Origin of the sequence: Mesorhizobium sp. M1342, from assembly GCF_040317955.1 — a bacterium.
In the GTDB taxonomy this organism is placed as follows: domain Bacteria; phylum Pseudomonadota; class Alphaproteobacteria; order Rhizobiales; family Rhizobiaceae; genus Mesorhizobium.
In genome coordinates, this window is sequence record NZ_JAMYLI010000018.1 from 42027 (window position 1) to 62564 (window position 20538).

The window sequence follows — 20538 nt, forward strand, 5'->3', positions numbered from 1 at the left end:
GGTTTTTCGTCCGGAATTTCGTAAGAAAAATAATTCCGGCTATCTCAGCAACCGACCTTCGATCGACCAGCGCGCGGCGAGGAAATTCAGCACCGCCGCCACCACGACGCCCCCGATTTTCGCCGGCCACACCCCGATTATGCCGGCGAATAGCGCGATCGAGAGGCTGGAGACACCGAGCGAAATCAGCGCTCCAAGCGTGGCGAAACGAAGGAACGCATCATGCAGCCGGATGGCTCGATTGCGCTCGAACGACCACAAGCCGTTCGCCGCGAAGGAAAAGGTGACGGCGACGAACCAGGCAGCGATGTTGGCCGGCACCGGCGGAACCCCGAGCTTGAGCAGCAGGAAGAAGCTGGCAAGGTCGATGGCCGTGTTCGCCAGTCCGACAATGGCGAAGCGGACGATCTTGCTGCCGGCCGAACGCTGGGGCCGATCGGCTTCGCTCATCTCTTGCCGTCCAAGATCTCGACGCCGGCGCGGGCCAGACCAGCGCCGAATTCGTCCGATGCGAGGGCCGCGAATTCCACCTCGCGCACATCTTGCATGGTGTCGCGCGCGCGCAGCGTCTCGTCGACATGGCCGGGATGGCACATGAACAGCCCTCGCTCCGGCAACCCTTCGACGGCCGCCTGCAGAACCGCAGCGAACTTTTCGGGCTGTCGCCAGTCATAGATGCCGGCGAGCGGCTGGAAAACGATGAAGCCCGCGCGCTGCATCGAGCGGTTGAACCCGGCAGCCAGCGCGGCAATGGCGGCGACTTTCGACCCTGCGGCCAGCGCCGGGGCGCCGCGCAGGGCCGGCCTGTCGGCGCCTTCTGGAAACCGTGTGCGCAGCCATGTGCGCACAACGGGAAGGAAATGCACATGCTGGTGCCCGTCGACGAAATCGGGGCGGCGGCCAAGCGCCTCGACGAAGCGGCCGTACTGGGCGTCAAGCTCGGCATGGACATGGCGGTCGCCGATGCGGCCGCGCAGAACAGGCAAGGCCAGTGCGCGGAGCGGTGGCAGCCGGCCTTCCGGCGCCAAGGCCGACCGGCCGGTGGCGGCCAACTGGTCGGTCAAGGTGAGGTGCAGCCCAACCGCGGCCCGGCCGCACAGCGGTTTTATGCGCTCTGCCTCCTTTGCCCACTCGGGAAAGCCGGTCATGCAGCTGGTGCCGGTCAGGCGCCCCCGATCGAGAAGATCGAGAATCCCGGCGGAAACGCCAGGCGCCAGGCCGTAATCGTCAGCGATCAGGCGAATGCGCCGCGTCATCTGTTCGAAGTGCCCGGCTCCGGCCGGTCGGCGGGGGCCTCGCTGCGCACGACATCGCGCACGAGATAGACCGGCCGATCCTTGCTCTCGCTGAGCGTCACCCAGACATATTCGCCGATCAGGCCAAGCAGGGTCAGGTTGAGGCCGCCGAGCAGAACGACGGCAACCAGCAGGCTGGGGTAGCCCGGAACGGCAATGCCGTAGAAGATCACCTCGAAGAACACCTTGGCGCCATAGAGCGCGCCGGCCATCGCCGCGAGCAGCCCGCTAAGACTGATCAGGCGTAGCGGAATGACGGAGAACGAGGTGAACCCCTCCAGCGAGAAGGCGATGAGGTTGAGCCGGCTCCATTTCGATGTGCCGCTGGCGCGGCCTTCCGGCGAATAGGGCAACGCCTTCTGGCGAAAGCCGGCCCAGGCAAACAGGCCCTTGTTGAAGCGACGCTTGTCACGCAGGCTGGTCAGAGCGCGCGCGACAGCGCCGCGCATGACGCGAAAGTCGCCGGCATTTTCGGGAATATCGAAACGCTGGCTGCTGTTGATCAGGCTGTAGAAAAGCCGTGCAAGCTGGCTGCGCCGCCAGCTCGCCTCGCGGCGGTCGTTCTGGGCAAAGACGACGTCGATGTCCGGATGGTCCACCAGCTCGGCGATCAGCTTCAGGCTGATGTCCAGGGAATGCTGGAGGTCGGCGTCCATGATCAGCACCATGTCGCCGCGCGACTGGTCGAGGCCGGCGAGTACAGCGACTTCCTTGCCGAAATTGCGGCTGAGGCGGACGATCTCCCACGATCCCGTCAGCGCTTGCGAAAATCGTCCAGCGCCATCGTCACCGCTGCCGTCATCGACCAGGATCTTGTGCACGGTCATGCCGAAGCGCTGTGCCACGGCCGCTTCGAGCTCGCCTAGCAGGCGCGCGAAGGCCGATGCCGATGCCGCCTCGTTGAAGAATGGCGCAACGATATCGAGGCTCTGTCGCAACTCAGCCATTCGCGACTCCCGCATTCACCACCTTTTCCCGTGCCTTGGCCCAGAACCACCAGATCAGCGAACCGGCGATGAAAGTGACAGCGACCGGCCGGAACCAGGGGAAGAGGAAATCGTGCACATGGCGCTCGACGCCGCTCAGCCCGGTCACGAACAGCGTCATCGACAGCACCGAGGCGAGGACGCCGCCCCGTTCTTCGCGCCACAACAGGGCGATGGCAAGACCGGCTGGTACCGCGATCATGGCAAAGGTGTTGGGTTCGACGCGCGGGTTGAAGACGCACATGTAGAAGGTGGCCGTCAGGAAGATCGCCAGCGCCGCCTTTCCCTGTTCGAGCCTGCGGTCGAACCAGATGACGGCTGAAAGCGTAAGCAGGGCCATGACCATGCGCACGATCGTTGCGCCGAATTCCGGTATCGGCAGCCCTATCGTGGTGAACGGTGCCGTGAAATCGGTGGACACGAAATGGCTGGTGTTCTCGACGGCCATGGAGGTCAGCATCTGGGCGAAGACACGATACTGATCGTTGAGATAGCCGGCGGGAGCAAAAGCGTAAGGCAGTGCGAGCACGAACAGCACCGCCAGCACCAGCACCGGTATCAACCGAAGCCGAAGGGCTCCTACCAACAACAGCATTATGATCGCGGTCGGCTTGGCGATGATGGCGAGCGAAGCCCAGAAGAACGTCTCCGCCCGTCGTCCTTCCAGCGCCGACAATGTGAGAAGCCAGCAAGCGCCGGTCAAAAGGATCGTCGCCTGGCCGTTGCGGATCGCGCCGAGCGCCATCGGCACAGCGAGGAAGAGGCCGAAAGAAAGCAGCCACATCAACTCGTCACCACCGAGCTTGCGCACCTGCCGCATCGCGGCATAGGTCAGCACCGCAAACCCGAGGGAGTGCCACATCACGCCGCCCAGATGCGGACCGAGCTTGACTATTGGAGTGTAGAGCGCGGCGAAGGCCGGCGCGTAGAGATACCCCATCTCGGATTGGGTGTCGTAGAGTGGCAGACCGGCCAGAAGCGCCTCGCTGCCATCTATATAGGCCTTCCATACCGTCCGCGTGTACGGCGACCACAGGACCATGGCAAGAACGACCAGGAACGCTCCGATCCACAGGCCAAACCCCAAACGGTCGAAAACCGGCTTGGAAATCGTCATCAAGGCACCCCACACAATCCCGGAACAGGCTCAGTCCAGCCTGTCCCGGCATTCGATGGCGGCGGCATATCACGGACGCAGCGGCGTGGCATAGGGGGCTTGATGGACCAGGATATCGGCCTGACGGTCCCGCGTCGGCGGATAACCGGCAATCTCTGCCCGCAAAGCCCTCCGAGGCCCCTCCCGTCCAAGCTGCTCGAATCTTTCGAATTGGCCTAAGGCCGGATGAACACCTTGCCGTTCGGCTTGGCCAGTTCCGCTGGCACCCGCGCCATCGCCTCGGCAAGCGGCACCACCGCCGTCACGTCGGTCGACCAGCGCCCATCGGAAAAACGCTTCTGCGCTTCCAGGATCGCCGGGCCGCGGCGATCGCGGAACTGGCGCATCCACTCGCTCAGCCAAAACCCTTCGATATGCTTGTGCTGGAAGATCAGTTGGCCGGGCTCGCGGATAACAGTGTGTTCGGGATCGAGCCGCCCATAGATGATCCAGCGCGAACGCTTCGGCATGACGTCGAAGATGGCGGAAGCCAGCGGCCCGGTCACCGCGTCAAGGAAGATGCGCGGCTGTTCGGCCTTCATCACCTCGCGCAGCGCTGCCTTGAAATCCGGCGCCTTTTCGTTGAGGACGTGCGCCGCGCCGAGCGCTTTCAGCGCCGCGATCTGGTCGTCGCGGCGCACGGTGACGATCGGCCGGAAGCCCTCTCCGCTGGCCAGGCCAATGATCAGCTTGCAGAGCTGGCTGGCGCCGGCGGTCATGACGAAGGCCTTCTCGCCTTCCTCCTTGACGACGTCGAACATGGCGAGCGCGGTGAGCGGGTTGACGATCATCGCCGCCCCATCCTCGTCGCGGACCGTGTCGAGCAGCGGAATGCATGCAGCAGCTTCAGCGACGGCATAGTCGGCCCACGAGCCCCAGTTGGTGACGCCGGTGGCAAAGGCGACGCGCTTGCCGATCAGGCTTTGGGGATAGGTCTCGTCGCCGCTGGCGACGACGATGCCGACGCCCTCGAAGCCGGCCGGCTGTCCCTTGGCGCGCGGCTGGCCGTACTGGCCCTTGACGAAGGCGATGTCGGAGGGGTTGATCGAGGCGAGGCTGACCTTGATCAGCACCTGCGTCGGTCCGGGTGTCGGCACCGCGATGTTGCCCGGCTCGAGATACGGCTCCATCGCCTCCAGCACACTGCCGCTCGGCGTCCTGGTGTAGCCGTCGCCGACCAGCAGCAGCGCCTTCATTTCGGAGGGGACGGCCATTGGAACACTCCGTGCTTGGACTGTCGGCATCGCCAGATGACGATGCCGGCGCTCAGACCTTTTCTTGCGTGTATTTCTTCAGCTCGGTGCGCGCCACCTGACGGCGATGCACGGCGTCCGGCCCGTCGGCGAGGCGCAAGGTCCGCAGATGCGTCCACGACCGCGCCAGCGGCGTGTCCTGGCTGATGCCTTGCGCGCCGAACATCTGCACCGCCTCGTCGGTGACCTTGAGCGCGACGCGGGGTGCCACCACCTTGATCTGGCTGATCCAGGGGGCTGCGGCGCGGGCGTCGCCCTGGTCGATCATCCACGCCGCCTTGAGGCAGAGCAGCCGGGCCATCTCGATCTCCATGCGGCATTCGGCGATGATGTCGAAATTGGCGCCGAGCTTTGCCAGCTTCTGGCCGAAGGCCTCGCGGCGCAAGGAACGCTGGCACAGCATCTCGAGCGCCATCTCGGCCTGGCCGATGGCGCGCATGCAATGGTGGATGCGGCCGGGACCGAGCCGCCCTTGCGCGATCTCGAACCCCCTGCCCTCGCCGAGGATCAGGTTCGATGTCGGTACCCGCACATTGTCGAAGCGAAGATGCATGTGGCCGTGCGGCGCGTCGTCATCGCCATAAACCTGCATGGCCCGGACCTTGGTCACACCCCTTGTGCCTGATGGCACCAGGATCATCGAATGACGGCGGTGCTGCGGCTCGTCATCGCCGCCGGTCCTGACCATGACGATGTAGATGGCGCAGCGCGGATCGCCGGCGCCCGAAGCCCACCATTTCTCGCCGTTGAGCACGTAGTCGTCGCCCTGGCGTTCGCAGCGCATGGCAATGTTGGTGGCATCGGACGACGCGACATCCGGCTCGGTCATCAGATAGGCCGAGCGGATCTTGCCCTCGATCAGCGGTTCCAGCCATTCTTTCTTGTGGTCGGCCGAGCCGTACCGTTCCAGCACCTCCATATTGCCGGTGTCGGGCGCCGAACAGTTGAAGGTCTCGGCGCCAAGATGCGCCTTGCCCATCTCCTCGGCCAGATAGGCATATTCGACGGTGGAAAGGCCGTAGCCGCGTTCCGAGCCGGTCAGCCAGAAATTCCACAGGCCGCGCTCCCTTGCGGTTTTCTTCAGCCCTTCGAGGATCTCGCTCTGGCGCGCACTGTAGACCCAGCGGTTGCCTGCCTTGCCCACCTCGCTCAGGAATTCCCTGTCGAGCGGCATGATCTCGTCGCGAACCATGGCCGCGACGCGCGCGTGGATCGGCTTCAGCCGCTCGGTCATGCCGAGATTCATCTCCGTCATCGGTCGCTAACCCTTCATGCATGCCAGGCATTTTGTCAGTGGCAAGGATGACCGTACTTCGGATAGCCTTGTCAACGCGAACTGTTTGCCCGCATGCCGAGCGCGGAGGATTGTGATGAGCTATCTGGACGAGCTGTTTTCGGTGGCCGGCAAGACCGCGCTGGTGACGGGTGCCGCGACCGGCATCGGTCGCATGGCGGCGACCGCGCTGGTGCAGGCCGGCGCCAGCGTGATGATCGCGTCGCGCAAGGGCGAGGATTGCATCCAGGTCGCCGAAGAGTTGAACGAGCTTGGTGCACCGGGCCGGGCCGAGGGCTTCGCCGGGGACGTTTCTAGCGAAGCCGGCATCGCTGCACTCGTCGCCGCGGTCAAGGCGCGGACCGGGAAACTGCATATTCTGGTCAACAATGCCGGCGTCTCCTGGGGTGCACCGTTGGAAAGCTTCCCCTACCATGCCTGGGCCAAGGTGTTCGGCGTCAACGTCACCGCGGTCTTCCATCTGACCCGCGAATTGCTGCCGCTGCTCGACGCTGCCGCCAGCGACGCCGATCCGGCCAGGGTGATCAATCTCGGTTCGGTGATGGGCACGCAGCCGCTGGCCGACGACGCCTATTCCTACACGGCCTCGAAGGCTGCGGTTCACCATCTGACGCGTACACTGGCGCTGGAGTTCGCCGCCCGCCGCATCACCGTCAACGCCTTTGCTCCCGGCCCTTTCCAGAGCCGGATGACCGCTTTCTTCACCGGCAGCGAGGAACAGGCCAAACATGTCGGCGGCCATGTTCCGATCGGCCGTATCGGCGCACCGGATGACATTGCCGGTGCAACGCTCTATTTGTGCAGCCGTGCAGGCAGCTATGTCACCGGCGCCATCCTGCCGATCGACGGCGGACAGTCGGTGCAGCATGGGCTGACCTTGTTCAAGGAATGACATTTTCCGGCCACAGAAGCCGGGGGTGAACTGGAGGACATGAGCGTGGAACCGATCGGTCTCGATGTGCTTCTGGCCAGTGTCGGCAAGGAGGTTGGCGTGTCGCCGTGGCGGGCGGTCACGCAACGCATGATCGATCAGTTCGCCGACGCCACCGACGACCACCAGTTCATCCACTGCGATCCGGAGCGGGCCATGCGCGAAACGCCGTTCGGCGGCACCATCGCGCACGGCTTCCTGTCGCTGTCGCTGTTGTCGGCGATGACTTTCGAGACCATGCCGCCGCTGGAAAACGGCAAGATGGGCGTCAACCACGGCTTCGATTCGCTGCGCTTCCTGGCGCCGGTGAAAACCGGCGCGCGCATCCGCACGCGGTTCGTGCTGGCCGACGTCAAGGTCAGGCCGTCGGGCTGGGTGCAGACCGCGCATGACGTGACGATCGAGATCGAGGGTTCGAAGAAGCCGGCACTGACCGCGCGCTGGCTGACGCTGACCTTGATCGAACGCCAGCCCGAGACGGCATGAGTGATCCCGTTCTCGACCAGGCAGCGCTTGCGCCTTACCTCGAGGCGAACATACCGGGCTTTTCCGGGCTTGCTGCAGTCGAGAAGTTCAAATCCGGCCAATCGAACCCGACCTACCTTTTGACGGCGGCAAGCGGCCGTTATGTGCTGCGCGCCAAGCCGCCGGGGCAATTGCTGAAATCGGCGCATCAGGTCGACCGCGAATTCAGGGTGATGAGCGCGCTTGCCGGCACCGCCGTGCCTGTGCCTGCCATGCTGCATCTGTCGGCGGAAGACTCGCCCATCGGCCGTATGTTCTACGTGATGGATTTCCTGGACGGCCGCATTTTCTGGGATCCGGCCCTGCCGGAGGCAGGCGACAACGAAGAACGCGCCGCCATCTACGATGCCATGAACGAAACCCTCGCGGCGCTGCACGAAATCGATGTCGGGACAGTGGGGCTCGGCGATTTCGGGCGGCCGGGCAATTATTTCGAGCGCCAGCTGGCGCGCTGGACGAGCCAGTACCATGCCTCGGAAACCGGCACCGTCGCCGACATGGACCGGCTGATTGCCTGGTTGGAAACGCATATGCCCGCCGATGACGGCCGGATCTCGCTGGTGCATGGCGACTACCGGCTGGACAATCTGATCTTCGCGCCGGACCGGCCAAAGGTGCTGGCGGTGCTCGATTGGGAATTGTCGACATCAGGCCACCCCTTCGCCGATATCGCCTATCAGTGCATGCAATGGCGGCTGCCGCACGCGTCGGGTTTTCGCGGCCTGGGCGGCATCAACCGAGCGGCGCTCGGGCTGCCCTCCGAAACGGACTACGTCGCCGCCTACTGCCGGCGGCGCGGGCTCACCGGTATCGGCAACTGGACGTTCTTCCTGGCCTTTTCCTTCTTCCGGCTGGCCGCGATCTGCCAAGGCGTCTACAAGCGGGCGCTGGACGGCAATGCCTCCAATCCGGAAAAAGCCCGGACCTATGGCGAGGCGGTGAAGCTGCTTTCGCGTCTTGCCGCGAAGCTGATCGACAAGGAGGCGTGATGGCCGCTTTGACGGAGCAAAGGTGCTGATCACGGGTGCCGCCAACTTCGACGAGCGTGGGCACGATCCGAAGCATACCGCTTGGGAACTTCCCGTGCCCTTGTCCGTTTCCGTACAGCGTATATAATTTAGCCAGCCACCAACCAACCAAAGGCACCAGATCTTGCCGCAGAGCGTCCAGACACGCCGCGAGAAACAAAAGGCCGAACTGCGCTCCGAACTGGTCGAGGCCGCGCACAAGCTCGTCCAGGAAGAAGGCTATGAAGGCCTGACCATTCGCAAGCTGGCCAAGCGGGTCGGCTATGCCCCGATGTCGGTCTACTCCTACTTCGCCGACAAGCAGGACATCCTGTTCGCTCTGGCCGAGGATGCATTCGAGACACTCGCCCGCCGCATCGAGGGGCATCCATCCGACGATCCGATCGAGGCCTTGCAGGCGGTGATGACCGAATACGCCGCCTTCGGGCTCGGCAATCCCAACGAATACCGCACCGTGTTCATGACCGAAAAGACCAAGCTGCCAGAAGGCTACAACGAAATGGAAGAGAGCAACCCCGCTATGAAGGTGCTGATCAGCAGGGTCGAGGCCTGCGTCGCCGCTGGCAAATTGCAGGGCGACCCGCGCGCCATCGCCACCATGCTGTGGGCGGTCGGACACGGCACGATCTCGCTGCTCATCACCTTTCCTTTTTACCCTTTCGGCGATCCGCAGGCCTTCGTGAAGCGGATGTGCGATTTCACGCTCGCCACGCTCAGCACGCAAAACGTCCCGCCGCTGACCGAGACACCGGTCAACTGCTGAACCCCGTTTCCTTTGGTTTGTGTATCCCCTCCAGACTGGGGGTTTCTTGGTTAACAAAAAATTTATTGTACGCGTACGGTTTTCCTTGAACTTCGCGATCGACGGGCGTATATGTACAGTGTATCGTACATGTACGAGAGAAATTTACCCGTCGAAAACGGAGACTGACAATGAAAAAGACACTCCTCACCCTCGCCGCCGTGCTGGCACTTTCGGGCTCGGCCTTCGCCGCCAACACCACCCACCCCGTCAAGCATGCGCCGGTGGCGGCCTGCGTTGACACCAAGACCAACGTGAAGCTCGATTGCGCTTCGACCGGTTCGGTCGAGAAGAAGGGTGCCACGCAAAACACCGCTGAAGGCAAGGGCCCGCGCCTCGGCATCAGCATCAATCCGTGGATTGTGCCGAGCGCATTCTGATATCTGCGGAAATCACGTCTGGCCGGCACAAGCCGGCCAGTTTCAGCCGACCGAAATCGGCAGCTTCGCCGCTGAACTCTCAAAGGCTGCGTCGATCAGCTTCTGCATGTCGGCGGCACGCCGGAACGACGGATCGCCATTCCGGCCTGTATCCAGCGCATCGGCAAAGCGTCGCGCATTGCGCTTGACACTGGGCAGCGCCAGCGTTCGCCATTGCTGAAGATCGACATCGCCGCCGAGACAGGCCGACAGGTTAGATGCCTTGCCGTCGGTCTCGACCCTGATGGCGCCCTTGGTGCCGTGCAGGGCCAGCGACAAATCGTTGGCGTGGCCGGTCATGTAGCGGCTCGCCGCGATCGTGGCGAGCGCGCCGGAACTGAGCCGGGCCGTCATCGCCACGCTGTCATTGGCATCCAGCAGATAGTCGCCGATGCGCTCGCCCTCGGCCTTCGGAAACGTCACCAGATCGGCGTGGAGGCTGACGATGTCCTGATCGGCGCCATAGGTGGCGAAGTCCAGGATGTGGATGCCGACGTCGCCCAGCACGCCGGTTGAACCGTGCCGGCTGGACAAGCGCCACAGCCATTTGTCCTCGACCCGCCAGTCGCCCCATGACTGGCTGACCAGCCAGCTTTGCCGGTAGCTCGCCTCGACATGGCGCAGCTCGCCGATCTCGCCGGCCAGCACCATGCGCCGCGCTTCATGAATCGCCGGTGAGTTGCGATAGGTCAGGTTGACCATGTTGACCACCCCTGCAGCCTCGGCCGCTTCGGTCATATCAAGCGCGTCGGCGTGGTTCGGCGCCAGCGGCTTTTCGCAAAACACATGCTTTCCCTGGGCAAGCAGCGCCAGCGTCGTCGCCATATGCGCACCATCCGGCGTCGCGTTGATGGCGGCATCGAACTGACCCCAGGCGATCGCCGCCTCCAGGCTCTCGAAAGATTCGCCGATCTTGCTGACGGCGGCAAACGCTGCGGCGCGGCCGGGCACCTGGTCGACACAGGCGACGATGCTGCAGCCCGGGATCTCGGCAAACTCCTCGACATGATGCCCGGCGATACCGCCGGTGCCGAGCAGAAGAATTCGGTGCATTAGCCCCAAGCCCCAATCAACTCACGCCTTAAGCAATTCAGGCCCCGATCAGCTCAGGCCCGAATCAACTCAGGCCCTTGTCGCCGTCGGCATGCAGGCGCAGCCCCTTCTGCACGATCTTCTCCTTGGCCGCATCCGTCGGCACGTTCGGCGCGTTGGTGATGCCGGACCAGGCCGGCGCCGGGTTGTGCGCCCAATGGACGGCGTTGCGCAGCACCTGCTGCACGCCCTCATTGTGATAGATCGGATAGGTCTCGTGGCCGGGCGAGAAGTAGAAGATCCGTCCTGCACCGCGCTGGTAGGTCAGCCCGGATCGGAACACCTCACCACCCTCGTACCAGGAGACGAACACCGTCTCGAGCGGCTCCGGCACGGCGAACGGCTCGCCATACATTTCCGTCTCGCCGATCTCCAGGCACTCGCCGATGCCTTGCGCGATCGGGTGGCCGCGGTTGATCGCCCAGACGCGCTCGCGCTCGCCCGCCTCGCGCCATTTCAGCGAACAGGGCGTGCCCATCAGCCGCTTGAATATCTTCGAGTAGTGGCCGGAATGGAGCACGATCAGGCCCATCCCTTCCCAGACCCGCTTCTGCACCCGCTCGACGATATCGTCCTTGACCTCGCCATGCGCCGCGTGGCCCCACCACAAAAGCACGTCGGTGGCCGCCAGGCGCTTCTCGCTCAGGCCATGTTCGGGTTCCTGCAAGGTGGCGGTGGTCGCCTCGATGCCCTTGTCCTGGTTGAGGGCGGCGGCAATGGTGCCGTGCATCCCCAAGGGATAGAGGTCCCGCACGGCTTCATTGGTCTGCTCGTGGACGTTCTCGCCCCATACGATCGCTTTTGTCGGCATTTCATCTCCCAAAGCGCTTTAAATAGCATGTCCAAGGGGATTGAGAAGGCCCGATGAGATCTTGCCCGATGGAAACTACGGCTTGCGCCTCTTGCGCCCGGGCACGGTCTTGGCCTTGCCTGGTTTTGCCGGAGCTCCAGGAATGGCCGTTCCAGTGATGGATATCGGATCGCTGGCCGGGAACGTGTCTTCGAGGCCTTCCTCGAGTTCGTCTTCGGCGCTCGGCGCTTCGTGCCGCTCGTGTTCGAGCGAGCGGACAGCCGATGTCTTTATGACCGGCGACTTCGGCGCGGAATTCGACGGCATCGGCATTCTCCCTCGGCGTGCGGATGCAGAACGAGCGTGCCCTGCAAAACGTTCCGAGTTCAGACCGCCGCGTCGCGCGATCCCTCGGACAGCAAAGTAAAGACATAGTCCGAGAAGGAACGCCAGCATTCGACCCGGAAGGCGTCGTTACCCGTGCGCAGCAGCACGATCTCGGTCTTGCCCAGGATGGTGCGCGACGCTGCTCCCACCGGGAAGGCGTCGAGCGACAGGTCCTGCGGGCAGCCCGCATTGATCGCCGCCGCCGCTCCGGCACCCGTCACTGATATCGCGATGTTGCGATGCGAGACGCCGACCGCCGAATGCAGCGCGGATACTTTGGCGCAATCGGCGAGCGGATCGTTGTCGGCCTCATCGATGACCAGCCATTCGTCGGGGCCGAGCCACAGAGCGGTGCGCCCGCCGTTCGCGGCAGCGGTTTTCGGCTTGTTCGGCAAGGTCACGCCGAGCGCCTTTGAAAGCGCTGCGACCGAAGCCTCCGGCGCCCGTAATGAAACGCGCTCGGCCGGCGGCAGCACCTCGACCTTGACGCTGGCGGCAGTGGTGCTGCGCCCAGCCAGCGCCGGACGGCGTTCGACCGAAGGCGATGCAGCCGGAGCCGTCTTTCTTGCAGCGGCCTTAGCCATTGAGGCGCCCTCCCGTCTCGTCGAAGAACACCATGCCGGTAACCTCCACTTCGATCACCCCGTTCGGCATCGGCACATAGAGGGTCTCGCCCATCCGGTCGCGGCCGCCGGCGACCAGCGCCAGAGCGATCGAGCGGCCGCAATTTTCCGACCAGTAGCTCGAGGTGACATGGCCGATCATCTTCATCGGGATCGCCTGCTTCGGGTCCTCGACGATCTGCGCGCCCTCTTCCAGCACCACCTTGGGATCCCTGGTCTTCAGGCCGACCAATTGCTTGCGGCCCTTGGCGACCAGATCTGGCCGCGTCAGGCCGCGGATGCCGACGAAGTCCGGCTTCTTCTTGCCGACCGCCCAATCGAGGCCGGCGTCGTTCGGCGTTACCGTGCCGTCGGTGTCCTGGCCGACGATGATGTAGCCCTTTTCGGCGCGCAGCACGTGCATCGCCTCGGTGCCATAAGCAGCCGCACCATGCTTCTGGCCTTCGGCCCACAGCGCTTCCCAGACCGCCTGGCCATAGTCGGCCGGCACGTTCACCTCGAAGCCGCGCTCGCCGGTGAACGACATGCGGAACAGCCGCGTCGGCACGCCGCAGATCTTGCCTTCGCGCACCGACATGTGCGGCAGCGCCTCGTCCGACATGTCGATGTCTTCGAGCAGCGGCGCGATGATGTCGCGCGACTTGGGTCCCTGCACCGCGATAACAGCCCATTGCTCGGTGATCGAGGTCAGCCAGACATTGAGATGCGGGAACTCGGTCTGGAGATAGTCCTCCATATGGTTCATGACGCGCGGCGCGCCGCCGGTCGTCGTCGTCACGTGGAAACGGTCGGGGGCCAGCCTGCCGACGACGCCGTCATCATAGATGAACCCGTCCTCGCGCAGCATGATGCCGTAGCGGCAGCGGCCGGGCTCCAGCTTCTCCCATGGGTTGGTGTAGAGCAGTTCCATGAATTTGGCCGCGTCCGGCCCGACCACTTCGATCTTGCCCAGCGTCGAGGCATCGAACAGGCCAGCCGTCTTGCGCACGGCGACGCATTCGCGGTCGACCGCCGCGTGCATGTCCTCGCCCGCCTTGGGGAAATACCAGGCGCGCTTCCACTGGCCGACATCCTCGAACATGGCACCTTGCGCCTCGGCCCAGGGATGGATCGCGGTTCTGCGTGTCGGGTCGAACAGCGGACCTCGCGCATGGCTGACGATCGCGCCGAAGGTGACCGGCGTATAGGGCGCCCGGAACGTGGTCAGGCCGACTTCCGGGATCGGCTTGCCCAGCGTCTCGGCGGCAATCGCCAAGCCGTGCATGTTGGAGGTTTTGCCCTGGTCGGTCGCCATGCCGTTGGTGGTGAAGCGCTTGACGTGCTCGATCGAGCGCATGCCTTCGTGCACCGCCTGGCGGATGTCCTTGGCGGTGACGTCGTTCTGGAAATCGACGAAGGCCTTCACCGTCGTATCCGACCCGGCGCCGGGCGCTGCACCCAGCATGCCGCGCGACCAGCTCTCCGAGGCGTCTACCTTCGGCTTGCTGCCCTTGGCGGTTTTGGCACCCGCATCCCTGGCCGCCTTGGCGCCTGCCGCATAGGCCTCATCGACCGTCGCAGACAGCCCGTCGGTGCCGTTGCAGGCGCCGACCGAGACGCAGTCCTGCGCATAGATGCCCGGCACGAAGCGCTTGGTCTCGTCGTTGAAGGCGACCTTTCCGCGCGACTGCGAGAACAGATGCACCGACGGCGTCCAGCCGGCCGACATCAGTATCGCATCGACCGCGATGGTGCGTTCGCCGCCGCCATTCTTCGGCTGCACGGTCATCGACGAGACCCTGAGCTTGCCGCCGGCGCGGATCACCGCGCGGCCGAAATTGACCTCGATGCCGAGCGCCCTCGCCTCGTCGATCACCGGTCCGGTCGGATTGTCGCGCAGATCGACGATCGCCGCCACGTTGACGCCGGCTTTCTTCAGGTCGATCGCCGCTGCATAGGCGGAATCATTGGCGGTGTAGACGCCGACATTCCTGCCGACGGCGACGCCATAGTGGTTGAGATAGGTGCGCGCGGCACCCGCCAGCATGATGCCGGGCCGGTCATTGTCGGCAAACACCATGTGGCGCTCGATCGCACCGGAGGCCAGCACCACGCGCTTGGCCCGGACCTGCCAAAGCCGCTCGCGCGCCAGATCGTGGCCGGGGGTCCTCAGATGTTCGCTGACACGCTCGACCAGCCCGATAAAATTCTGCGCATAGTAGCCGAACGCCGTCGTGCGCGACAGCACGCGGACATTGTCCATCGCGGCGAGCTTCGCCACGGCAGCTTGCGCCCAGGCAAAACCGTCCTGGCCGTCGATCTTCGCGCCGCTCTCGAAACGCAGGCTGCCGCCGAACTCGGCCTGCTCGTCGGCGAGGATGACGCGCACGCCGGTCTCGGCCGCCGCAAGCGCTGCCGCGATGCCTGCCGCACCGCCGCCCAGCACCAGCACGTCGCAATGCGCATAGCGCGATGAATAATGGTCGGGATCCGGCTGGTCCGGGGAAACGCCAAGACCGGCCGCGGCGCGGATCTTTGGCTCATAGAGCGTCTTCCACGCCGCTTTCGGCCACATGAAGGTCTTGTAGTAGAAGCCGGCCGAAAGCAGCGGCGAGGCGATATCGCTGACCGCACCGAGGTCGAAGGACAGTGACGGCCAGCGGTTCTGCGACTGCGCATCAAGCCCATCATAGAGCTCCTGCACGGTCGCCCGCACGTTCGGCGTCTTGCGTGCCGCGTCGCGCCTGATTTCGACCAGGGCGTTCGGCTCCTCGGCGCCCGCCGACAGGATGCCGCGCGGACGGTGGTACTTGAACGAACGGCCGACGAGATGGACGCCATTGGCGAGCAGCGCCGAGGCCAGCGTGTCGCCCTCGATGCCGGCATAGGACTGGCCATCGAAGCTGAACCGCGCGGTCTTGGCTTGGCTGAAGCGGCCAGCGCCGGGAATGCGGAACGCGCCGCTCATTTGGCAACCACTTCGTTGGAGTTTTTCGGCAGCTTGGTGGGTTTGGGCTCGCCGGCCTTGTAGGTCATGACGAATTTGTCGGTGACGGTGTCGCGTACGGCATTGAAGAAGCGCGCACAGCCATGCATGTGCCGCCAGCGCTCATAAATGATGCCCTTGGGGTTGGAGCGGATGAAGAAGAACTTTTCAAAATCGTCGTCGCTCTCGCCGGCCATATTGGCCGAGCGCGCGATGTGCGCCTCGCCAGCGTTGCGGAACTCGAGTTCCGGACGCTCTTCCTCGCAATAGGGGCAGCGGATGAGAAGCATTGTCCTGGTTCCTACAATTCGCCGTGGCCGACGTGGGCGCCCGCCGGTTGATCGCAAAGCTTCTGTCCCAAGGTCGCGAACGGTGCGACGAGCCGGATGCGCTCTTCCACGCTTGCAGCGGGACGAAACAGATCGCGGGACGCCATGTTGCCGAGGGTGAGCTGCATCGGATCGGTGGTGACGATGACTTGACGCGGCTGGAATGTCTCGGCCTCGTCGAGTCCTTCGGGTCGTCCCTCGAAGAACATCACCACTCTCTGGCCGCCACTCCAGACGCAGGCCAGCGTGCCGTCATCGACCGAAAACGGCCAGACGGTTTCGTTGCCGGTGCGGCTGATCGGCTGCGTGCGCACTTCGTCCGGCGAGGGAAAATGGAACATGCCCCGTTCCCCCGCCAGCACTTGTTCCCCCGCCAGCATCAGCGGCATCGCGACAGCCATCTGCGCCATCATCAGTGCGCCACCGCCGCCGCCGCCGCCTCGTCGATGAGCCGTCCGGTGCGGAAGCGCTCGATGGTGAAGGGCGCGTTGATCGGATGCGGATCGTCCCTGGCGATCGTATGGGCAAAGACATGGCCCGATCCCGGCGTCGCCTTGAAGCCGCCCGTGCCCCAGCCGCAATTGACATAGAGGCCGGGCACCGGCGTCTTGGCCAGGATCGGCGAGCGGTCGGGCGTGACGTCGACGATGCCGCCCCACGAGCGCAGCATCTTCATGCGCGTGAAGATCGGGAACATCTCGCAGATGGCGTCGAGCGTATGCTGCAATATGTGCAAGCCGCCGGTCTGCGAGTAGGAGACATACTGGTCGGTGCCGGCGCCGATCACCAGCTCGCCCTTGTCGGACTGCGAGATATAGGCGTGCACCGTGTTCGACATCACCACGCAGGGAACCACCGGCTTGACCGGTTCCGACACCAGCGCTTGCAGCGGATAGCTTTCCAGCGGCATGCGCACGCCGGCCATGTTCATGATGACGGAGGAATGGCCGGCGGCAACGACGCCCACCTTCTTGGCGCCGATGAAGCCGCGCGTCGTGTCGACGCCCATTACCGCGCCATTGGCCGCCCGCTTGACCCCGGTAACCTCGCAATTCTGGATAATGTGGACGCCGCGCGCCGAGGCGCCGCGCGCATAGCCCCAGGCAACGGCGTCATGACGGGCCGTGCCGCCGCGCCGCTGCAGCGACGCACCGACCACCGGATAGCGCGCCTCCTTGGAGGTGTTGAGCGGTGGGCAGAATTCCTTCGCCTGCTCCGGCGTCAGCCACTCATTGTCGATGCCGTTCAGCCGGTTGGCGTGAACGTGACGCTTCAGCACCTGCACGTCGTGCACATTGTGCGCGAGCATCATGACGCCCCGCGCCGAATACATGACGTTGTAATTGAGCTCCTGGCTGAGCCCGTCCCACAGCTTCAGCGCGTGGTCGTAGATGCCGGCGCTCTCGTCATAGAGATAGTTGGAGCGGATGATGGTGGTGTTGCGGCCGGTGTTGCCGCCGCCGAGCCAGCCCTTTTCCAGCACCGCGACATTGGTGATGCCGTGCACCGTGGCGAGGTAATAGGCGGTGGCCAGGCCATGGCCGCCGGCGCCGACGATGATGACGTCGTATTCTTTCCTGGGCTCAGGCGAGGACCACTGTTCCTCCCAGCCCTTGTGGCCGCGCATGGCTTCCCGGGCGATGGCGAATACCGAATATTTCTTCAACGTCCCAACCTCGCCCCAAAAAGGCTTCGCGAATGGCGGCCGGCGTTCGTTCGGTCCCGGCGCGCGAGGTGTATCACTAGCGAAACAGCGCTTCCACCCTTGCGCTGTTTGCGACGGCGCTTGCCGTTTTGCGCCGTGGTGAAAAAGACGCATCTGGTGCGTCGGCGCTTTCCAGCATCTTGGCACGTATCGGGTGGCTCGCCTTGCCTCGATCTGCGACCAAGCACCCCAACTGCCGGTCAGGCCGGCGCGAAGAAAAGGATGCAAAAATGTTCGCACTCGCAAACAAGATCGCCATCGTCACCGGCGCCAGTTCCGGCATCGGCCGGGCCTCGGCAAAACTCTTTGCCGAGGAAGGCGCCAAGGTCATCGTCGCCGCCCGCCGTCAGGCCGAGCTCGATACGCTCGTCGCCGAGATAGAAGACAATGATGGCGCGGCCATCGCGCTTGCCGGCGATGTCAGGGACGAAGCCTATGCAAAGGCCCTTGTCGATCTGGCGGTCGAAAAGTTCGGCGGGCTCGACATCGCCTTCAACAATGCCGGCGCCGTTGGCCGGATGGGGCCGATTTCGGACCTGCCGCTGGAGGGATGGCGCGAGACGCTCGACACCAACCTCACCAGCGCGTTTCTCGGCGCCAAATACCAGGTGCCGGCAATGATCGAGCGCGGCGGCGGTTCGCTGATCTTCACCTCCACCTTCGTTGGTCACACAGTCGGCATGCCCGGCATGACTAGTTATGCCGCGAGCAAGGCCGGCCTGATCGGACTGACACAGGTGCTGGCCGCCGAATACGGCCCGAAAGGCGTGCGGGTCAACGCGCTGCTGCCCGGCGGCACCGACACACCGGCGGCAACCTTCAAGACCCCGGAATCACGGGTTTTCGTCGAAGGCCTGCATGCTTTGAAGCGTATCGCGATGCCGGAGGAGATCGCCCGCTCGGCACTCTATCTCGCCTCCGACGCCTCGAGCTTCACCACCGGAGCGGCTCTGTTTGCCGATGGCGGCGTGTCGATCAACCGGACGTGAAGATTCCAGCGGCGGGACGCATGTTCATAGCCGCCAGGCAAACGGCCGCTCTTGATTTTTCGCCGCGATTTGGCGATTCCGTTTATGTCCAAAAGCGGGGTCTGGAACCATGATGCTGATCAGAACCTATGTGACTGCGAGTGCGATCGAAGGTGTCGGCGTGTTCGCCGCGGAGCCGATCAGGAAAGGCGCTTCGATCTGGCGGCTCGATCCGGATTTCGACCGGCTGATCCCCATGGACAAATACGAGACGGCACCCCCGCATCTCAGGGAGCTGCTCGACCGCTATGCCTATCCGAGCCCGGACCGGCCAGGTTTCCTGGTCTATGAAGTCGACAATGGCCGCTTCATGAACCATTCCAGCAATCCGAATACGGATTTTTCGCAATATGGCGGGGCCACCGCGACCCGCGACATCGGCGTCGGCGAGGAGATCACCTGCGACTACGGCGAGTTCTTCGAGGATTTCGAGCTGCTGCACCTCGCGACGGCCTAGTCGGCTCCTTATATCAAGGCAAACAGACGGCGGCTGGCCCCGCAAATTCATTTCCGCTGTGGACAGCGCGGCATGATTCTGCTATCAGCCGCCACAATTCGTGGTGTAAACCGCCGCGGAGGCTAGTGGCTATGGCCGCTTGCCTGTTGATATCAAACCCGAAAGACAGGATTGCCCGTGCAGGTACTCGTCCGCGACAATAACGTTGATCAGGCGCTTCGCGCTCTCAAGAAGAAGATGCAGCGCGAAGGCATTTTCCGTGAAATGAAGATGCGCGGTCACTACGAGAAGCCGTCCGAGAAGCGCGCCCGCGAAAAGGCTGAAGCCGTTCGCCGCGCCCGCAAGCTGGCCCGCAAGCGCGCCCAGCGCGAAGGCCTGCTGCCGATGACGCCGCGCCCGGTCGCTGCTGGCGCCGCCGGCGGTGCAGGTGGCGCTCCGCGTCCGCCGCGGTTCTAACGCCAATTTTTCGTCCTTTTCGAAGGATATCAGAGGTGGCGCGATGTGGAATCGCCGCCACCTTTTTGTTTTGATGTGACCGGTCCGGAGGGGGAGCCGGACCTGAACGACGCGGCTTGAAGTGAGGACAGGGCAGACATGAACGCAACGAGCGTGGAGCGCGGGACCGCATTGCGTGGTTTCGCCCTGACAGCAGCCCTGCTCTCCGGACTGGCGCTTGCCGGCTGCCAAACGGCGGGCCCGACCGGTGAATTCAACAACATCGACAAGGCGCAAGGGTCGAGCGAGAACATTTCCTCGCTGTCGGCGGTCATCCAGCGCAATCCCCAGGATCCCGAAGGCTACAATGTGCGCGGCTCGGCCTATGGCCGTGGCGGTCAGTACCAGGCGGCGCTCAAGGATTTCAATCAAGCCATCCAGCTCAACCCGAATTTCTTCCAGGCCTATTCGAACCGCGCGCTCATCCAGCGCTTCCTCGGCAACCAGGAAGCCGCGCTGGCGGACTACAACCGTTCGATCCAGATCAACTCGAACTATGACGCCGCCTATATCGGCCGCGGCAATCTCTACCGCAAGGCGGGTCGCACCCAGGACGCCTTCAACGACTTTCAGAAGGCGATCCAGCTCGATACGACCGACGCGCGCGCCTACCACAATCGAGGCCTGATCTATCAGAGCCAGGGCCAGCACAAATTCGCCATCGAGGACTTCTCGACAGCCATCTCGCTGGCGCCGGACGCCGCCGAGCCCTACAACGGTCGCGGCCTCTCCTATCTGGCGACCAACGACGAGGACAACGCCTTCTCCGATTTCAACATGGCGATCAAGCTCGACGGCAGGAATGCCGAGGCCTGGTCCAACCAGGCGCTGATCTATGAGCGGCGCGGCGACAAGGCGAAGGCCGCGAAATCCTATAAGGAAGCCGTTCGCCTCGACCCTACCTACCAGCCGGCCAAGGATGGCCTCGCCCGCGTCAGCTGATCTCGGTTTCGGCTTCCCATGCAAATCCGCGTGACA

General features: G+C 64.1%; 23 protein-coding genes. 9 read left to right on the top strand and 14 right to left on the bottom strand.

Annotated elements, in window-relative coordinates:
• Positions 1-39: 39 nt before the first annotated feature.
• The 6 genes from NKH06_RS19355 to NKH06_RS19380 all read right to left on the bottom strand — a co-directional run bounded on the left by NKH06_RS19355 (position 40) and on the right by NKH06_RS19380 (position 5945).
• Positions 40-450: a GtrA family protein gene (locus NKH06_RS19355; protein ID WP_023810108.1), complete on the bottom strand. Its 411-nt coding sequence runs from the start codon at positions 448-450 to the stop codon at positions 40-42.
• Complete coding sequence (locus tag NKH06_RS19360; RefSeq protein ID WP_023810109.1) at positions 447-1256, bottom strand: ChbG/HpnK family deacetylase; 810 nt, start codon at positions 1254-1256, stop codon at positions 447-449. Before NKH06_RS19360 ends, NKH06_RS19355 begins: the two co-directional genes overlap by 4 nt.
• Complete coding sequence (locus tag NKH06_RS19365) at positions 1253-2242, bottom strand: glycosyltransferase (protein WP_023810110.1); 990 nt, start codon at positions 2240-2242, stop codon at positions 1253-1255. The genes NKH06_RS19360 and NKH06_RS19365 overlap by 4 nt, the downstream gene beginning before the upstream one ends.
• On the bottom strand, positions 2235-3398 hold the full coding sequence (locus NKH06_RS19370; RefSeq protein WP_023810111.1) for a glycosyltransferase 87 family protein: 1164 nt from the start codon (positions 3396-3398) through the stop codon (positions 2235-2237). The genes NKH06_RS19365 and NKH06_RS19370 overlap by 8 nt, the downstream gene beginning before the upstream one ends.
• A 215-nt stretch (positions 3399-3613) precedes the next feature.
• Positions 3614-4651 carry a zinc-binding dehydrogenase gene (locus tag NKH06_RS19375; RefSeq protein WP_023810112.1) on the bottom strand — a complete coding sequence of 346 codons (1038 nt, stop codon included), beginning with the start codon at positions 4649-4651 and terminating at the stop codon, positions 3614-3616.
• 52 nt (positions 4652-4703) lie between these two features.
• Entirely contained in the window at positions 4704-5945 is a 1242-nt protein-coding gene (locus tag NKH06_RS19380) for an acyl-CoA dehydrogenase family protein (protein WP_023810113.1), read from the bottom strand.
• A gap of 115 nt (positions 5946-6060) precedes the next feature.
• Here NKH06_RS19380 and NKH06_RS19385 point away from each other — a divergent pair, with 115 nt between their 5' ends.
• The 5 genes from NKH06_RS19385 (at position 6061) to NKH06_RS19405 (ending at position 9650) form a co-directional block, all read left to right on the top strand.
• On the top strand, positions 6061-6876 hold the full coding sequence (locus NKH06_RS19385) for an SDR family oxidoreductase (RefSeq protein ID WP_352440909.1): 816 nt from the start codon (positions 6061-6063) through the stop codon (positions 6874-6876).
• 39 nt (positions 6877-6915) lie between these two features.
• Positions 6916-7401: a MaoC family dehydratase gene (locus NKH06_RS19390; protein WP_352893701.1), complete on the top strand. Its 486-nt coding sequence runs from the start codon at positions 6916-6918 to the stop codon at positions 7399-7401.
• Positions 7398-8429 carry a phosphotransferase family protein gene (locus tag NKH06_RS19395; protein ID WP_352440908.1) on the top strand — a complete coding sequence of 344 codons (1032 nt, stop codon included), beginning with the start codon at positions 7398-7400 and terminating at the stop codon, positions 8427-8429. Before NKH06_RS19390 ends, NKH06_RS19395 begins: the two co-directional genes overlap by 4 nt.
• Before the next feature lie 163 nt (positions 8430-8592).
• Positions 8593-9231 (top strand): TetR/AcrR family transcriptional regulator, encoded by a 639-nt coding sequence (locus NKH06_RS19400; protein WP_352629506.1) that lies wholly within the window; start codon positions 8593-8595, stop codon positions 9229-9231.
• 170 nt (positions 9232-9401) lie between these two features.
• Entirely contained in the window at positions 9402-9650 is a 249-nt protein-coding gene (locus NKH06_RS19405) for a DUF680 domain-containing protein (protein WP_128303161.1), read from the top strand.
• A gap of 42 nt (positions 9651-9692) precedes the next feature.
• Here the strand turns inward: NKH06_RS19405 and NKH06_RS19410 are convergent, their stop codons facing one another.
• The 8 genes from NKH06_RS19410 to NKH06_RS19445 form a co-directional block, all read right to left on the bottom strand.
• On the bottom strand, positions 9693-10742 hold the full coding sequence (locus NKH06_RS19410; RefSeq protein ID WP_352793525.1) for a Gfo/Idh/MocA family protein: 1050 nt from the start codon (positions 10740-10742) through the stop codon (positions 9693-9695).
• Positions 10743-10806: 64 nt separating this feature from the next.
• A complete protein-coding gene (locus NKH06_RS19415; protein ID WP_023810120.1) occupies positions 10807-11592 on the bottom strand; it encodes a ThuA domain-containing protein in 786 nt (261 codons plus the stop codon).
• Positions 11593-11667: 75 nt separating this feature from the next.
• Positions 11668-11898 (bottom strand): hypothetical protein, encoded by a 231-nt coding sequence (locus tag NKH06_RS19420; protein WP_023810121.1) that lies wholly within the window; start codon positions 11896-11898, stop codon positions 11668-11670.
• A 59-nt stretch (positions 11899-11957) separates the two neighbouring features.
• Positions 11958-12542, bottom strand: a complete 585-nt coding sequence (locus NKH06_RS19425; protein ID WP_023810122.1) for a sarcosine oxidase subunit gamma — start codon at positions 12540-12542, stop codon at positions 11958-11960.
• Positions 12535-15528, bottom strand: a complete 2994-nt coding sequence (locus NKH06_RS19430; protein ID WP_352893703.1) for a sarcosine oxidase subunit alpha — start codon at positions 15526-15528, stop codon at positions 12535-12537. Before NKH06_RS19430 ends, NKH06_RS19425 begins: the two co-directional genes overlap by 8 nt.
• On the bottom strand, positions 15525-15836 hold the full coding sequence (locus NKH06_RS19435; RefSeq protein ID WP_023810124.1) for a sarcosine oxidase subunit delta: 312 nt from the start codon (positions 15834-15836) through the stop codon (positions 15525-15527). Before NKH06_RS19435 ends, NKH06_RS19430 begins: the two co-directional genes overlap by 4 nt.
• Before the next feature lie 11 nt (positions 15837-15847).
• Complete coding sequence (locus tag NKH06_RS19440) at positions 15848-16288, bottom strand: hypothetical protein (protein ID WP_023810125.1); 441 nt, start codon at positions 16286-16288, stop codon at positions 15848-15850.
• Positions 16288-17541: a sarcosine oxidase subunit beta gene (locus tag NKH06_RS19445; RefSeq protein ID WP_023810126.1), complete on the bottom strand. Its 1254-nt coding sequence runs from the start codon at positions 17539-17541 to the stop codon at positions 16288-16290. Before NKH06_RS19445 ends, NKH06_RS19440 begins: the two co-directional genes overlap by 1 nt.
• Before the next feature lie 269 nt (positions 17542-17810).
• Here NKH06_RS19445 and NKH06_RS19450 point away from each other — a divergent pair, with 269 nt between their 5' ends.
• The 4 genes from NKH06_RS19450 (at position 17811) to NKH06_RS19465 (ending at position 20502) form a co-directional block, all read left to right on the top strand.
• Positions 17811-18569: an SDR family oxidoreductase gene (locus tag NKH06_RS19450; RefSeq protein WP_352440902.1), complete on the top strand. Its 759-nt coding sequence runs from the start codon at positions 17811-17813 to the stop codon at positions 18567-18569.
• A 109-nt stretch (positions 18570-18678) separates the two neighbouring features.
• Complete coding sequence (locus NKH06_RS19455) at positions 18679-19065, top strand: SET domain-containing protein (RefSeq protein WP_352893705.1); 387 nt, start codon at positions 18679-18681, stop codon at positions 19063-19065.
• Between the two features lie 177 nt (positions 19066-19242).
• Entirely contained in the window at positions 19243-19521 is a 279-nt protein-coding gene (rpsU, locus tag NKH06_RS19460) for a 30S ribosomal protein S21 (RefSeq protein ID WP_023810129.1), read from the top strand.
• Between the two features lie 138 nt (positions 19522-19659).
• Entirely contained in the window at positions 19660-20502 is an 843-nt protein-coding gene (locus NKH06_RS19465) for a tetratricopeptide repeat protein (RefSeq protein ID WP_023810130.1), read from the top strand.
• Positions 20503-20538 lie beyond the last annotated feature (36 nt).